This is a genomic window from Dickeya sp. CFBP 2040, from assembly GCF_012273755.1.
In the GTDB taxonomy this organism is placed as follows: Bacteria; Pseudomonadota; Gammaproteobacteria; order Enterobacterales; family Enterobacteriaceae; genus Dickeya; species Dickeya poaceiphila.
The window spans coordinates 1-14,828 of sequence record NZ_JAAVXH010000020.1; the positions used below are offsets into that span (position 1 = coordinate 1).

Annotated in this window: 16 protein-coding genes; 6 read left to right on the forward strand and 10 right to left on the reverse strand. The window is 51.4% G+C overall.

Annotated features, from left to right (window positions below):
• From Dpoa2040_RS02190 to Dpoa2040_RS02200, 3 genes are all read left to right on the forward strand, one after another.
• On the forward strand, positions 1-465 hold a 465-nt coding region (locus Dpoa2040_RS02190; RefSeq protein ID WP_168640126.1), incomplete at its 5' end, for an integrase core domain-containing protein.
• Between the two features lie 493 nt (positions 466-958).
• Positions 959-1,633, forward strand: a complete 675-nt coding sequence (locus tag Dpoa2040_RS02195; RefSeq protein ID WP_168640125.1) for a hypothetical protein — start codon at positions 959-961, stop codon at positions 1,631-1,633.
• Between the two features lie 690 nt (positions 1,634-2,323).
• On the forward strand, positions 2,324-2,857 hold the full coding sequence (locus Dpoa2040_RS02200) for a hypothetical protein (RefSeq protein ID WP_042870072.1): 534 nt from the start codon (positions 2,324-2,326) through the stop codon (positions 2,855-2,857).
• 62 nt (positions 2,858-2,919) lie between these two features.
• Here Dpoa2040_RS02200 and Dpoa2040_RS02205 read toward each other — a convergent pair whose 3' ends face one another.
• The 8 genes from Dpoa2040_RS02205 to Dpoa2040_RS02240 all read right to left on the reverse strand — a co-directional run bounded on the left by Dpoa2040_RS02205 (position 2,920) and on the right by Dpoa2040_RS02240 (position 10,048).
• Positions 2,920-3,261: a GlpM family protein gene (locus Dpoa2040_RS02205; protein ID WP_042870069.1), complete on the reverse strand. Its 342-nt coding sequence runs from the start codon at positions 3,259-3,261 to the stop codon at positions 2,920-2,922.
• 250 nt (positions 3,262-3,511) lie between these two features.
• Positions 3,512-4,000 (reverse strand): Hsp20 family protein, encoded by a 489-nt coding sequence (locus Dpoa2040_RS02210; RefSeq protein ID WP_168640127.1) that lies wholly within the window; start codon positions 3,998-4,000, stop codon positions 3,512-3,514.
• Between the two features lie 166 nt (positions 4,001-4,166).
• Entirely contained in the window at positions 4,167-5,468 is a 1,302-nt protein-coding gene (locus Dpoa2040_RS02215) for a cytosine permease (protein WP_168640128.1), read from the reverse strand.
• Positions 5,469-5,668: 200 nt separating this feature from the next.
• Positions 5,669-6,676, reverse strand: coding sequence for a biotin-dependent carboxyltransferase family protein (locus Dpoa2040_RS02220; RefSeq protein ID WP_168640129.1), 1,008 nt, complete (start codon positions 6,674-6,676; stop codon positions 5,669-5,671).
• Positions 6,660-7,547 (reverse strand): allophanate hydrolase subunit 1, encoded by an 888-nt coding sequence (locus Dpoa2040_RS02225; RefSeq protein ID WP_168640130.1) that lies wholly within the window; start codon positions 7,545-7,547, stop codon positions 6,660-6,662. The genes Dpoa2040_RS02220 and Dpoa2040_RS02225 overlap by 17 nt, the downstream gene beginning before the upstream one ends.
• 1 nt (position 7,548) lies before the next feature.
• Positions 7,549-8,934, reverse strand: a complete 1,386-nt coding sequence (locus tag Dpoa2040_RS02230) for an acetyl-CoA carboxylase biotin carboxylase subunit (protein ID WP_168640131.1) — start codon at positions 8,932-8,934, stop codon at positions 7,549-7,551.
• 53 nt (positions 8,935-8,987) lie between these two features.
• Entirely contained in the window at positions 8,988-9,236 is a 249-nt protein-coding gene (locus Dpoa2040_RS02235) for an acetyl-CoA carboxylase (RefSeq protein ID WP_168640132.1), read from the reverse strand.
• A 50-nt stretch (positions 9,237-9,286) separates the two neighbouring features.
• A complete protein-coding gene (locus tag Dpoa2040_RS02240; protein WP_168640133.1) occupies positions 9,287-10,048 on the reverse strand; it encodes a 5-oxoprolinase subunit PxpA in 762 nt (253 codons plus the stop codon).
• A 127-nt stretch (positions 10,049-10,175) separates the two neighbouring features.
• Between Dpoa2040_RS02240 and Dpoa2040_RS02245 the strand changes: the two genes are divergently transcribed.
• Complete coding sequence (locus Dpoa2040_RS02245) at positions 10,176-11,090, forward strand: LysR family transcriptional regulator (protein WP_168640134.1); 915 nt, start codon at positions 10,176-10,178, stop codon at positions 11,088-11,090.
• Here the strand turns inward: Dpoa2040_RS02245 and Dpoa2040_RS02250 are convergent.
• Positions 11,087-12,268, reverse strand: a complete 1,182-nt coding sequence (locus Dpoa2040_RS02250) for an MFS transporter (RefSeq protein ID WP_168640135.1) — start codon at positions 12,266-12,268, stop codon at positions 11,087-11,089. The two genes, Dpoa2040_RS02245 and Dpoa2040_RS02250, sit on opposite strands and share 4 nt — an antisense overlap.
• A 97-nt stretch (positions 12,269-12,365) precedes the next feature.
• Here Dpoa2040_RS02250 and Dpoa2040_RS02255 point away from each other — a divergent pair, with 97 nt between their 5' ends.
• Positions 12,366-12,863, forward strand: a complete 498-nt coding sequence (locus Dpoa2040_RS02255) for a MarR family winged helix-turn-helix transcriptional regulator (protein ID WP_042870047.1) — start codon at positions 12,366-12,368, stop codon at positions 12,861-12,863.
• Positions 12,864-12,944: 81 nt separating this feature from the next.
• Here Dpoa2040_RS02255 and ompX read toward each other — a convergent pair whose 3' ends face one another.
• Positions 12,945-13,460, reverse strand: coding sequence for an outer membrane protein OmpX (gene ompX, locus Dpoa2040_RS02260; RefSeq protein WP_168640136.1), 516 nt, complete (start codon positions 13,458-13,460; stop codon positions 12,945-12,947).
• 370 nt (positions 13,461-13,830) lie between these two features.
• On the opposite strand from ompX, the gene rhtA reads away from it, so the two are divergent.
• The gene (gene rhtA, locus Dpoa2040_RS02265; RefSeq protein WP_168640137.1) at positions 13,831-14,703 is read left to right on the forward strand and encodes a threonine/homoserine exporter RhtA; all 873 of its coding nucleotides are present in this window, start codon (positions 13,831-13,833) and stop codon (positions 14,701-14,703) included.
• Positions 14,704-14,828 lie beyond the last annotated feature (125 nt).

Sequence of the window (14,828 nt, forward strand, 5' to 3'; positions counted from 1 at the left end):
TTGATCGACGGGCGGCGATTCAGGTTATTTAACGTCGTCAATGACTTTAATCGGGAAGCGCTGGCCATCGAAGTTGACCTAAATATACCGGCTCATCGTGTTGTACGTATTCTGGAGCGATTAAGTGCAGAACGAGGCTACCCGACTTATATACGAAGTGATAACGGGCCAGAACTCACTGCGGCGGTCTTATCCGAATGGGCAGAGAAGCATGGAGTGAGACTTAATTTTATTCAGCCCGGCAAGCCAATGCAGAACGGATTTATCGAGCGATTTAACAAAACGCTGCGAACAGAAATACTGGATATGTATCTGTTCAGAAACTTGTCTGAAGTGCGAGAACTAACAGAAGGCTGGCGCACAGAATATAACGAGGAACGCCCACATAGCTCACTGGGTGATATGCCACCCGTTATTTATGCAAGGCAAAAACTGGCCGGAGATCCTCATTGGCGGTGGTACTAAAAACTGGAGGGACTACACTGCCACTTGAAGTATGGCGGGTATATCAGTATATCTCTTTAGCCACACCTTACTTCCAATCAATACCACGTTAAATAAACGGTTAATCCACTTTATTATTAAAGGAAAGAACAACCCTCCCCCGCCATTATCATTTTCCTGGGTGAAATTCCTCTTTTTCATATGAAAAAAAATAAATAAAATTTTATATAAATAACAAAATCGCTTTTTCTCTTGATTTGCGGAAAGCGATACGAATGTCAAGATATTCGTGTCCGAAAGATGCATAAGGTTTACACGTGGTTGAGGAATGGCAAATAAAGTTACAGTAAAGGATTTCCCTGCTTCCCCTTCCAACGATACGATTTATATTAATTTACTACTGATGATAACCGAACAAAGCTGTGCCCATGTTCAGTATAGTTGACGAACGCTTGGCCCTATGGTTAGTGCTGGCTTTTAGTTCAGGGGGAATATATTTTGGGGAGTGATTGTAGTGGTTCATAAAACGATAGGAAATATTTGGATTGATAAACAGGTAGCGCCGCTTGAATATTGTTCCATCCAACGAGCATCTGCGTTATTGAAGTGTGAGGAAGAGGATTTTTTACACTGGCATGATATCGGTGCTATCTCTCTTGCCATTAAGTTGAATAATAAAACGTCGGCAAACCTTTATTTTATCAGTGATAAAATGTTGAGTGATAGTGAAAAGAAAAAAGTTCGCATTGAACTAAACCAATTATATAACTTTGAATCATCACGGATTATAGGCTCAGTGGACGATATAGAAATCACCTTTTCCTCTTCTGGCAGGAATGGTTTCCGTTACAATATATCGCCTCCATGTTTAATATTCGGAGTGTGGCGGATACTTGACGACTTTAACCTATCTTGCAGTTTGGGCAATGCCGAGAAACTATATTCCATGTCTGTGTTTCAAGAGCAGAGCATCTCGCCAACATTATTGCGAGTTGTCGTCGCCATGCTTGAAATGGCAGTGGCTTATGACAAACGCTCATTATTTGTTTTGCGATCCGACATTGAAAATATCTACACTCATGCTATGACAGGGCAACCAATGCCTAACTTTATCAATGGCAGGATCGAAAAACAAAATCTACCAACCGAAATTAAAAATCTCACTGAAACGCTGGACGCCACACCATAAAGCGTAAAATTACCCTGACAAATATCAGGGTAAATAAATCACCCAACGCAATGGGTTAGCGCATTGCGTAAACACCACAAAGAAACATCGCTATGTGTTACTAACAACGAACAGGTTGTTACCAGCTAAATAATTCTGTAGCTTTTTTACCGTAGCACAGACTATTGAGCATTCTTACACTGTGTATTTAAATTACTCTTTTTATAACCTGTGCTATTTTTTATAAAATATAATAAACTCATATTAGTTAGTAAGCAGTCCTTCCTATTAAGCCATTTTAAACCATTGATTGAAAATGCATGAACTCGCGCTTCTGCCATGATAAGTCGCCCATACTGCCGTTTAATGGCTGAGGCAGTCAGTCGTATCGTTGGAGTAAAAAAACGCCGGAGTAAACCGTATAAACACAGGAAAAATCGTGTGGTTCGATGACGGGTGATGGCGTAACAAACTGATTATCTTGCTGATTGTCGTGGTCATCATTGAGCGGGTACTACTCCTGTTCCCCATGAGCAGCGTCTACGTTCCCTATCACCTTCTCGCCATAGCAAATAAATCGTTCTGAGAATCCAACAATCGACGTAAGATAGGTCAATGTAAAATAGACGTATACTTCACCGGCTCATGCGGTTCCTGCCTGAGCCGGTGCAAGGCTCGTGGCTACAGCCACATTCAATCACGAGGGTTCACATGAACAAGCCACATACTTCCCTGCTGGCGCTGGCCTTGTCTCTGCTGTCGCTGACGGCATCCGCCACCGATGGCTACAAGAACCTGAAATTCGGATCGTCCGCCGCCACTATCCGGCAACAGGCAAATTGTTCACTGCGCGGCCCGGAAATGATCATGGGACAGACTGTTTACATCTGCCCTGATTTCAATTTTGCCGACAAAAAAACCCAGGCGATTTTCAGTTTTAACAATGACAAGTTCAACCGCCTGGCGATCTCAATCACGCTCGCTGATGTACCAAGCGTAGTAGAAGGGCTAAAGAGCAAATACGGTATGACGGCCCCCTTGTCTGCCAACGATGTCGATACCTTCATGAATAAACCCAATACCCGCGTGACCGCCCGGTTCGACAAGAACAATATTACGCTGGTGTTCGACAACAGCATGGATAATCAGAAGAACATCTATCTGGTATACAACGCTGAAAACAGTGTCAGCGCTGGCCAAACTGCCGCACCAGCCAACCGGGGCATCACCAAGGACGACCTGTAATATCGAAAACCCTGGAGATCGTCACGCCGGGTTCATCCCTGTAAAACACGCTCCGCCATGCCTTATCCGGCATGGTAACCGCTCCAGACTTTCACCAGTACCGCCGCCGACAGGCTCCAGCACGCCACCGCCAGCATCAGTGCCGGCGGCAAACGCATCACACCAGTAAAGTAATAGAGCGAAATCAGATACACCAGATAGGGAATCACCGCCCAAATACCGAACAGAATAGTGGCACGGAGCGCTTCCACGCCGCGCTCCGTGCCCACAATGTAATGCGCCAGTAGCGCAAAGGTCGGGAATAACGGCACCAGCCCGGCAATGTAGTAATTACGGGTTTTGGCCAGCAGACCAATAACTACCACTATGATCGCACCCAGCGCTGCTTTTATCAGTAATGCCATATTTGTCATGTTCAGGTTATCGGTTGGCTATTCGGTCCGTCTATCACGTCCACCCTTTCCGCCCAATTCATCTGGCGGCTGTCTATATCTAACAGAAAACGCACCCAAAAACAGGATTATCGCCGCGTTTGTCAAAACCGCTCGCAAAGCGCAATGCAACAGCATGGTTCACCCGGAAAATTGTTCACCCTGAAAATAAAAAGCCCCGATATCATCGGGGCTGCACACCGTAATCATAACTGAGGAGACGTTAACTGGTGTGCTCCAGTGCCTGAGAAGCCGGCTGGTTACGGTTTTCAATGGCAATCTTTTTCGGTTTTTCATTTTCCGGAATATCCTGCTTCAGATTGATGGTCAGCAGGCCATTTTCCAGATGTGCGCCTTCCACCTTGACATGCTCAGGCAGTGAATAACTGATACTGAAATCAGTGCGGTTGATGCCGCGATAGAGCCAGCCATTCTGTTCCTGCGGCTCTTCCGACACCTCGTCCTTATGTTTGCCACTGATAGTGAGCTGACCACCATGCGTATTAATCTCCAGTTCCTCTTCACGCCAGCCGGGCACGCTAACCGTAATGCCATAGTGGGTGTCGTCAAGCCGGCGGATATCATAGGATGGCGTAGCAGTAAGCGGCGTGTCGCCAGTCAGTTGACTGAATAACCGGTCGATACGGTTGAAACGATCAGAGAACAGTGAGTCGGTAAATGCCGGAAATAAAGACACGGACTTGAATGCCATGGTTAACCTCCTGAATATTCTTCATACCCATTCAAAAGTGCAAACCGCAAGGCAACAGCATTGTCTTGCTTTCACTTCTTCATATAGATCCCTGTGCGATTTTTTCAAGGCCACTAACTAAGAAATTAACCAATGGAAACAAATGGGCTTCCCTGCCCCGGTTATTTCAGGCGTTACGGTTACCCGAAAACACCCGGTACAACGCCAGCGCCACCACAAAGGTTACCGGCGCGGAAAATGACTGTAACAGCGCGCTACCATGCATCAGCGCTACGCCTGCAATCACACCCAGCAGCCAGGCGCCAAGGCCGGTCGGATTAAACGCACGCACCGGCGTCGTGGTCGATGAATCGCGGCTGCCAAGAATATGCGCCAGCGCCACACCAACCCACGCCACCACAAACACCCCTTGATAGGCCAACGCCTGCAAAATATAGGCGAAGACATCTGCCAGCATCAGGCCGTACACCGCGGCCCCCACCACGCAGGCCCAGACAATCTTGCGATAACGCAAACGAAACAGTCGGTCAAAAAACACCTGCATATTGACGGTAGCCAGATAATAGTTAGCGGTGTTAATGCGTGTCTGGGTCACCCACACGAATACTAATCCCCAGAAACCAAGCAGATTAAGGATATTGACCACGACCGCCGTTTCACTCACACCATTCTGCTGGGCAAAACTGCTGACCAGATAGATGCCAGCCGCACCATTAAGCAAAAAGGTGATCAGATAGAACGGCATACCAAAGTTGATACGCGCGTGGTATTGGCTGTCTTCCTGACGGCCAAACCGGGCGTAATCAAAGGTATACATCATCAAAATCCATACCCCCATGTAGTAGGTAAAGCAGTTCCACCAGCCATTAGCAGGCGGCAATGCCGGACCAAACGACAGCCAGTGTGGTTGATAGCCATAATGCTGAACAGACACCGCCACCGTCAGCGCCAGCCCAAACAGGTAGAATGGCAACAGCACGCCGTTGAATTTATCCAGCCAGTGCTGCACGCTGCCGAAAATCAACGGTACGCTGTAGAGCACCACCAGTAATGCCGCCCAATGATAATCCAGCGCGGGAAACAGATGATTAATGGCAAATGCGATTACCGAGCCTTCAAACACCGCGTAATACATCGCGGTGGAGAAAAAAATCAGCGTGGCCAGCGCTGACCCGGCCTGCCCGAACAGTTGACCGGAAAATGCCGCCACCGACAGGCCGCTTCGGATAGCAAAACGGCTAATGGCAGCGTTGATCACGCCATAACACACCACGGAGAGCGCCATGCCGATGATGGCATTGCGCGCACCGTAATTCAGCGCCAGCGAGGCCCCCACCACGATGTAGAAAATGGCGCTGCATACCGCCCACCAGGCCATGGTCAGTGATAGCTTTCCCATGCGCTCCTTTCCAGACACCGTATCGGCAGGCGCCACCACCTCACCCTGTACTCCGGATATTTCAGCCATACCCCCTCCGCCTATCTATTGTTGATGTATCTTGGTTGACGCTGACGAGCCTGCCGTCACAGGCTTTTTTAAAGCCGAGCGCACGCGCCGTGTCGGTTGTGTCGCACAGTCAATCATGCATTCGATAGGGTCAGACATGCCTCACCGCTACCATTGACCCTGGTGTTGGCGCAGGTGAAATCTGGCAAGGCCGTCTGAAATCAGTGTGCTAACAACTGTTCCAGCCGCTCAAGGCGGTAGCGATAATGCTGTCGGGCAAGAAGTGCATCCTCCAGCGACACCGGCGTAAAGCGAACGCCGTAATGCGGCTGCAATTGACCGATAAGGTCCAGATCGCTGCTGATCACCGTTCCCAGCGTCATGTAACCCCCGCCGGATACCGCATCACGCAGCAAAATGATCGGTTCCAGCCCGCCCGGCACCTGAACCGACCCAATGGGATAGCAGGCATCAACGATATTGGACGGGTCTGAACCGGCGCCAAACGGGGGAGTACGTGGCTCAAACGCCAGCGGTGTACCACCTTTGAGGCGATAGCCAATGCGGTCAGCTTCGGTGCCGACTCGCCAGTCGTCGGCAAAAAACTGCTCCACTGCAGCCGGAGTCAGTCGGTGAATGTACAGCCCGGTCACCATGCGTAACGTCACGTGCTTATCCAGCGGCTGGAGATAGTCTGTCGGTACCGTCATCTCCGGCGTCATCTGTCGGGTCGGCACGCCGATTGGCAATACGTCGTTGGCGGCCAGCCGCCGCCCCTGATAACCGCCCAGCGCACCGAGCGCGTAGGTCGAGCGGCTGTCCAGCACCTCCGGCACCGCAATCCCCCCAGCGACCGCCAGATAGGCGCGGCAGCCTGCCGTCGTCGGCGTAAACCGCAGTACCTGACCGGCGCGCACCGCAAAGGTGGTATCCATCGGCATCGGTTCGCCATCCAGCAGCGGCGACAGGCGTGCGCCGCACACCGCCACCAGCACATCACCCTCAAACTGCAGTTCCGGCCCCAGCAACGTCATTTCCAGTACCGCCGCCTGAGCAGGATTACCCACCAACAGGTTCGCCAGTCGCAGCGAATACTGGTCCAGCCCACCGGATGGCGGGATGCCGAGATGGTAATACCCTTCACGACCGGTATCCTGTATTGAGGTTGCAAGCCCTGGGCGGATGACATTGATGCGCGTACCCGATATCTGCTCACGACAACGCTGCATACAGTACCCCCTGAAGATAGTGTTTATAGCCAGTTGGGTCAGCGAGGAATTTATCCAGCTCAAACGTGACTGGGCGAATGCGCAGGCTAAAGCAACCCGCCTCCACCGCCTGCACGTCCTGCTCATAACGCGCCAGATCAATCGGTTTGAACTGCACAATGTCACCTGCACGGAAAAACACCATCGACGATTGCAGGTAATCCAACCGTTGTTCCGGGTCATAAATTGGCGCAGGCGTCACGCCAAACAGCTGATAACCACCTGCGCCCCGTACCGAGTAAATACAGCCGAAGCAGCCGCCATGCCCCAGCGACAGTTTGGGGGTATCGGTACGTGGCCGCAGATATTTCGGCACCTGAAGCTGTTGTGCCTGCTCCACCATCTGAAACATGAACGGCAATCCCGCCACAAACCCCACCATCGACACAAACCACGGTGTACCGCTGTGCGCCGCAATAAATGCCGCGATATCCTGATAACCATTGATGCGAGCGGCGTACTCCAGATCCGTGGCGCTAGGGTCCTGATGCCGATCACGAAACCGCATCAGGGTATCGTGCGTCCAGGGGTCGTTGTACAACACCGGAATTTCGATGATGCGTGTATCGAGCACCGTCATGGTTTGCGCCTGATGTTCCGTTTCTCGCACCTGATCCAACAGCACCTGCGGTGCGATGAGGTCCGGGTTAAAACGCACCTGAAACGATGCGTTGGCAAGGCAAATGTCCAGTACGCCGGGCAACGCCTGCTGTTCGAGCGCACGGGTCATCGCCAGCCCACGGAAGAACGCCCCCAACGACATCGCTTCGTCAATTTCAGCAAACAAGTGCTCATCGCCACCAAAAGTGTATCTGATTTCGGGAAACGTCATCTCAGGCCTCCCTGGTCAGCAGCAGCGCGTCGGCTTCCCGCGCCTGTAGCCAGTTTTCCAGCGAGGTAGTATCAAAACGCCCGGTGCGCAATCGCGGATCAGCCAATAGCCACTGATGCAGCGACTGAGTGGTAGTAATACCGCCGATTCGCAACTGATATAGCGCCTGTTCAGCACGGGCCAGCGTCTGCAACCGATCCGTTCCCGACACCACCAGTTTCGCCAGCAGGGAATCGTAATACGGCGGAATACGGTAGCCACTGAACAGATGACTATCGATACGAATACCGGGGCCTTGCGGCCATGTCAGCGTCTCCACCACACCGGGACAAGGGAAAAAATTGCGCGCCGGATCTTCCGCGTTGATGCGCATTTCACAGGCATGACCGCGTAACACAATGTCTTCCTGATGCAAATCAAGGGTTTCACCACTGGCGATTCGCAGCATCCACTGCACTAGATCAACACCGGTTACCCGCTCCGTGACCGGGTGTTCGACCTGAATGCGGGTATTCATTTCGATAAAATAAAACTGCTCCCGCTCGATATCGAACAGGTATTCCAGCGTACCGGCGCTGCGGTAGTTCAACCGTTGAGCAAGCTGTAGGGCGCTACGGCACAATGCCTCGCGTTGTACTGGCGATAATGCTGGCGAAGGCGCTTCTTCAAATATTTTCTGGCGTCGGCGTTGCAGCGAGCATTCACGCTCATATAAATGCACCGCCCGCTCGCCATCACCCAAAATTTGCACTTCAATGTGGCGGGCATGGCGAATAAATCGTTCCAGATAGACATCACCGCAGCCAAATGCTGCTTTCGCCTCACGTTGGGCAATCGGTAATTCGCGTTTCAGGTCGTCTTCGTTATTAACGACCCGAATGCCGCGCCCACCGCCGCCGGCAGCCGCCTTGATCAACAGCGGATAACCGATCTCTGCGGCAGCGTACAACGCCGCCTCCAGCGACGACACACTCTGCGAACCGGGCACCACCGGCACGCCAGCCGCCTGCGCCGTGCGTCGCGCTTCCGCCTTGTCCCCCATCAGGCGGATGGTTTCCGATGTCGGACCGACGAACACTAACCCAGCCTGCTCCACCGCCTCGGCAAAGACCGCGTTTTCTGACAAGAAACCGTATCCTGGATGTATTGCCTCAGCCCCGCAGTCTTTGGCGACCTTCAGCAACGCCGCCTGATTCAGGTAACTTTGGTCGGCGCGCGCGCCACCCAACAGTACCGTTTCATCCGCCAGACGTGCGGGCAATGAATCGATGTCGGCTTCACTGCAGGCGACCACCGAGGTAATCCCCAGACTGCGAGCGGCATGAATAATGCGCACAGCAATTTCTCCCCGGTTGGCGATAAGCAATTTTTTGATCGGCTGACACATCGTCGCGGCCCTCCTGATGACATAATTAATGAGGCTATAGGATAGTGTTACCGTTATTCATCGATTTTTATAATGGCTATAACCTGCCCCGGCTCCAGCGCATCACCGTTATTGACACAAAACGAGAGTAATTCCCCCGCCTGCTCAGCATAAATTTCACTAAATTGTTTCATTACTTCGATCAAGCCAATAATGCTACTCGCCATCACCGGACTGTTTTCTTCAATAAACACCGGGGATTCCGGGGTAGGCTGACGATAAAAAATACCCGGCAAAGGAGAACACACTTCATATATTTTCATTATCTTTAACCCTTATATTTACTGATTAATTACCGATGATTTAAATTATTTTAAAATGGTGAGCACACGTGAATATTGGCGTTATTCAATGCCTCTCGCGTTGCCTGAATTAATGCCAACGCACCGGGCGTATCGCTATGAATGCAAATCGATTCAAACTCAACAGGAATATCTTCGCCATCAATCGTCGTGACCTTGCCATCCACACAGGCGCGCACTACTTTCGCCGCCACTGCCGCCGGCTCCAACGCACCAACCCGGCGGGTAAATACGATAGAACCACTGGCGTCGTACTCCCTGTCGCCATAAAATTCACAAATAACAGGATGTTGTAGCTTTCTGGCTTCCTGCCATACCCATGAACCGTACAGACAAAATAACCGCAATTCAGGATCTAACCGGTGCAGCGCCTGCACAAACAATTGCGCAGATAGCTGATCGTGGGCCAGATGCATATATAACGCGCCATGCGGCTTAACGTGCTGTAACGGTAATTGGTAGAGCCGGGTAAATTCCCGCACCGCCCCCAATTGATACAAAATGTCATTCACCATTTCCGACGGCTGACTGTGAATATGCCGACGGCCAAAACCCACCAGATCACGAAATCCGGGATGAGCGCCCACCGCAACGCCACATTCTTTGGCCCATTCAATAGTCTGGCGTATTGTCGAAGGGTCACCTGCATGAAATCCGGCGGCAATATTGGCTGAGCTGATATAAGACATAATATCCCGATCAACATCATCGCCTATTTTCCAGGGACCGAAGTTTTCTCCCATATCGGAATTCAGATCGATTTCATATTTCATAGTTATTTCTTATTTGTGATGGTTATGTTTAAAAACAATATAGAGCTACCGTTTTCTATTCGGAAAGACGTATTTTCAGAATACTCACTATCTGAAAAACAGAACGCTCATCGCTAAGGAACCGGTTATGGTCACATTGCGTCAGATCCGCTACTTCATCGCCACCGCCGAGATGGGCCAAATCTCACAGGCGGCGATTCATCTCAACATTTCGCAGTCCGCAGTAACGACCGCGATTCAGGAACTGGAAAACCTGCTGGGCAAACCGTTGTTCCTGCGGTCGGTACACGGCATGACGCTGACGGAAAACGGCAGTTACTTCCTTAATCACGCTTACGCGGTGCTGCGCAGTGTCAACGACGCCATGAACATCCCGTTAACCGATAACCGGATTAGCGGTGCACTGAATATCGCCGCCAGCTACACGGTCATGGGCTATTTCCTGCCCTTCCACCTGCAACGGCTGTCTGACGGTTTTCCTCAAGTCGCCATTCATCTCAATGAACGCGAGCGGCAGGATATCGAACAAGGATTACTGGACCGATCATTGGATCTCTCATTGGTGTTGACAGCGAATCTCACACATCCGGAAATCACCTCAGAAACGCTATTCAACTCAGAACGGCGCTTATGGCTGCCCAGTCACCACCCATTGTGTGACAAACCGGAAGTAAGTCTGGCGGATGTCGCCAATGAGCCGTTTATTATGCTGACGGTAGATGAAGCGGATCACAGTGCGATGCGCTATTGGGAACTGAGCGGACATCACCCGAAGGTGATGCTGCGCACCAGTTCCGTTGAGGCAGTGCGCAGTATGGTAGCGAACGGATTAGGGGTGGCGATACTGTCCGATCTGGTGTACCGCCCCTGGTCGCTTGAGGGGCGGCGTATCGAGACCCGTTCGCTAAAAGACAAGGTTCACCCGATGAGCGTTGGACTGGCCTGGTACCGTGACGCCGAGTTTACCCCGGCTATGCAGGCAGTTCGGGAATATTTCCGTAATCTGTTCCTGACACCGCAGTTGGCGTTTTCACGCCGTTAGGCTGATGCCGGAACCGGATGACGTGGGGAAAAACGTAGCGCCATCAGGATTAATACGACAACGCCTGCCGCCATGATAAGCCAGGCTTGATTCAACCCGCTGGTATGTTGCCGGATGAATCCTGCCAACAGCGGCATCAGGCTCGCTATCAGATAGCCACCACCTTGCACAAACCCCATCAACGCCCCGGCCTGTCGTGGGTCGTCCACCTGATCCAACGCGATAATCAGCGACAGTGGAAACAACGCGCCGATCCCCAACCCCAGCGCCACCATAATCGGCAGCACCAGCGTCAACGGTGCCAGTATCAGGCCCGCCATGCCCAGCAACAGCAACAGCAGCACCGGCAGCAACAGATAGCGCCGGTCAGGAACATGGTTGATAAGCCACGACACCAGCAGCCCGGCCACCACTTCTGTCAGCGTCAGTCCCCCCAGTAGCAGACCACTACGGGCAGAGCTCCAGCCAAGCTGGGTATAGTAAGGCGGCAACCAGGCCAGCACCAGGGTGTACGCCGCAGTGCCGATACCAAAAAATATCATCAACGCCCAAGCCCGTCTGCGCGACAATGCGGCTACCACCCGTGTATGTGATACGTTATCGGGCATCGGATTCAGCAACACCGAGATCATCCAGGCTACGGCAGCCAGCGTCGCCAGACCGCCCCATATCGCCAGCGCACCATCCCAGTCCATAATATCTGCCAGCGGTGAAATACTGGCTGCCGCCAGTGCTGCACCCGCCATAATAGCAGTGGTATACAACCCCATGAGACGACTGCTTTGTTGATTAAAACTGCGCCGCAAAAATGAGGGCATCAACGCCTGAATCAACGCAATGCCGACACCAGCCAGCGCCGCAGTCAGCAGTAACCCCGTCGTGCCGGTTAGCCAACAACGCAGCAAGCAAGCAACCGCAATACCGACAATGCCTATGCCGATACCCCGATATTCGCCCACTTTAGACTGCAACCACCCGCCATACAGCGCGCAGATTCCCATAGCGAATACTGGCAGGGTGGTCAGCAGCCCTGCCTGCATATCGCCCATGCCGGTATCCGCCTGAATCCGTGACAGCAACGGGCCGATTCCTGCCAGTACCGGGCGAAGGTTAAGCCCCAGTAACATGACGGTAATAACGACAAAATACAGTGATTTGGCACGAATTGCGTGTGACATACCGCTCCTTGTAACTCTCTGATGCTTGAGTGGTGATAGGTGTTCCCCATAGAATATCTTTGCAGAAAGAATCTTAATATCAAGACAAATTACACTTATGGCAGATCGTGCAGACAACGCTTATGAACAATGGCAACGGGAAAGGCCGGATATTAATCCGTTCCCGATGCAGGTAGTGGGACGGTTACTTGAAGCCACGTTGCGGTTAGAACGGGATTATCTCAATCCGCTGTTCGCCCGGTTTGGCCTGCGTCCCGGTGAATTTGATGTACTGGCGACGCTACGACGCAACGGCGCGCCTTACGCGCTGACGCCGACTCAGCTTTACGAAGCGTTGATGATATCATCAGGCGGCATGACCAACCGCATCGACAGGCTGGAACGGGCGCAGTGGGTCGCACGTCAGAGCAACCCGCAAGACCGACGCGGCACGCTGGTCACCTTGACAGAAAAAGGACGGGAACTGATGGATACGTTGGTGATACTGCATACCGACAATGAGCAGCAGCTATTGGCCGCATTGGATGAAGAGGAACAGCATCAGTTGAATCAGTTGCTTAAAAAATTGCTGGCTGGTTTGCCTAGCCGTACATAGCCGTTAATAGTAAAAATCCGCCCAGTCGGGCGGATTTTTCACAACAGTGCTCTCACGCAACGCGTAAAGTGCAAGGCGCGATTAGAAACGGTAGCCTACGCCTACGTTCCAGCTGCCTACGTCAACACTGCGGATGCGGCTCTGCTCGTAACCAACATCAAAGGCCACGTTCTGAACCGGGTTGAACTGCAAACCGGCACCGTACACAAAGCCAGCATCGCTGGAGCTGTTGTTGGAAGAACCATCGGTCTTGTTAACCGTGAACTTGCCGGCACTTACGCCAACCAGGCCGTAGATGCTCGCCCAGTCATTGAAGCGGAAAGACGGACCCGCGCTGAAGCCGTAGTACTGGTTCTTGTTGTAGAAATTATCAATAGTCTGACTGTCTTGCAGGTAAGTGAAAGAACCTACCACGCCCAGCTGACTATTATCGAACTCGTAACGGTACTTCAGGTTGAAGCCCGGCAGTTTGTTCTGCACGCCCTGAGCATCGCCCTGAGCATAACCAAGAGATACAGTGCTTTCACCAGCCACTGCAGAACCTGCGCTTACAGCCAGAACACAAGCTAAAGCGGAAAGACACGCGATTTTTTTCATAATATGCCTCGAATTATCTTACGAAAAGAAGATTAAGCGAGACAAATATAACAAGAAATTAGGGCAAATGCTGACTGGTTATTATTTTTCAATTAGGGTAAACGTGTAACAAAAATTTTCAAATACAATATAAATAATTGATATTGATAAATAAAATAAGCTCATCGCAGTGTGAAAAAATAAATGCAACACACTGCTTTGGCATGGAGTTTTCTTAATTTTTTGATTACTTTTCAGGCTGATTTTATATAAAAAAAAGATTTTCAAATTTAGAGTAAATTAAAGTCAACGAGAGTAAACTAACGTCGAATGAATTGTTCATTTATTACCTGTTTTTTCTGGCTGCCCACGACATGTTAAGGCCCTGCAAATGACCTTGATTTCCGCATTAAAAAATTCTGTATTGCTACCGGTATTACTCATCGTGATCGCTATGCTGTCCATCCAGACCGGCGCAGCCATAGCTAAAATGGTTTTCCCGCTGATTGGCGCTTCAGGCGTGACGGCACTGCGTCTGGCGATAGGCTCGCTGATTTTACTGCTGGTCTTCAAACCCTGGCGATTACGTTTTGGTTCAGAACGGTTGCCATTGCTGATCTATGGCATCACGCTGGGCGGCATGAACTATCTGTTTTATCTGGCATTGCGCACCGTACCATTAGGGATTGCCGTGGCGCTGGAGTTCACCGGGCCGCTGGCGGTCGCGCTTCTGGCATCTCGCCGCCTGCTGGATGTCGTGTGGGTGTTGCTGGCTGCCGCCGGATTGTGGCTGCTGCTACCGCTTGGGCAGCATATTGATAATGTGGACGTCACCGGCGCCGTCTTTGCCGTTGGCGCCGGAGCCTGCTGGTCGGGCTATATTTTGTTTGGTCAAAAGGCAGGAACCAGTCATGGCACCGGAACCGTAGCAATCGGATCGCTGATTGCCGCCCTGATATATTGCCCGATTGGCCTGCTGTTTTCCGATCTCAACACTCTATTTTCTCTTGATATTCTGCCGACAGGTATCGCTGTAGCGGTGCTTTCCACCGCTTTGCCGTATACGTTGGAAATGCTGGCGCTGACCCGGTTGCCGACGCGTACTTTCAGCACCCTGATGAGCCTGGAACCCGCCGTAGCAGCACTCTCCGGCATCCTCTTTCTGCACGAACACCTGACTCTCACTCAGTGGTTGGCTCTGACATTTATTATCATTGCTTCGCTGGGCACCACGCTTAGCGCGAAAAAAAGTGCCGTAGCCTGAATTAGCGGCATCAGTTGTTATCGTGCAGTTGTTATCGTGAATTGTTATCGTGCAATTGTTCTCCCGTCTGAAAAATAACCGCATTCCCGGTCAGCCTGGCCGGGAAATATCATCCTCTGTGATTA

Coding starts and splice junctions, on each gene's coding strand:
- Dpoa2040_RS02250 (WP_168640135.1), bottom strand. CDS start 12,268: ATGTCACACGCAATTCGTGCCAAATCACTGTATTTTGTCGTTATTACC.
- ompX (WP_168640136.1), bottom strand. CDS start 13,460: ATGAAAAAAATCGCGTGTCTTTCCGCTTTAGCTTGTGTTCTGGCTGTA.
- Dpoa2040_RS02255 (WP_042870047.1), top strand. CDS start 12,366: ATGGCAGATCGTGCAGACAACGCTTATGAACAATGGCAACGGGAAAGG.
- Dpoa2040_RS02210 (WP_168640127.1), bottom strand. CDS start 4,000: ATGGCATTCAAGTCCGTGTCTTTATTTCCGGCATTTACCGACTCACTG.
- Dpoa2040_RS02215 (WP_168640128.1), bottom strand. CDS start 5,468: ATGGCTGAAATATCCGGAGTACAGGGTGAGGTGGTGGCGCCTGCCGAT.
- Dpoa2040_RS02205 (WP_042870069.1), bottom strand. CDS start 3,261: ATGGCATTACTGATAAAAGCAGCGCTGGGTGCGATCATAGTGGTAGTT.
- Dpoa2040_RS02200 (WP_042870072.1), top strand. CDS start 2,324: ATGAACAAGCCACATACTTCCCTGCTGGCGCTGGCCTTGTCTCTGCTG.
- Dpoa2040_RS02240 (WP_168640133.1), bottom strand. CDS start 10,048: ATGAAATATGAAATCGATCTGAATTCCGATATGGGAGAAAACTTCGGT.
- rhtA (WP_168640137.1), top strand. CDS start 13,831: ATGACCTTGATTTCCGCATTAAAAAATTCTGTATTGCTACCGGTATTA.
- Dpoa2040_RS02220 (WP_168640129.1), bottom strand. CDS start 6,676: ATGCAGCGTTGTCGTGAGCAGATATCGGGTACGCGCATCAATGTCATC.
- Dpoa2040_RS02230 (WP_168640131.1), bottom strand. CDS start 8,934: ATGTGTCAGCCGATCAAAAAATTGCTTATCGCCAACCGGGGAGAAATT.
- Dpoa2040_RS02245 (WP_168640134.1), top strand. CDS start 10,176: ATGGTCACATTGCGTCAGATCCGCTACTTCATCGCCACCGCCGAGATG.
- Dpoa2040_RS02225 (WP_168640130.1), bottom strand. CDS start 7,547: ATGACGTTTCCCGAAATCAGATACACTTTTGGTGGCGATGAGCACTTG.
- Dpoa2040_RS02235 (WP_168640132.1), bottom strand. CDS start 9,236: ATGAAAATATATGAAGTGTGTTCTCCTTTGCCGGGTATTTTTTATCGT.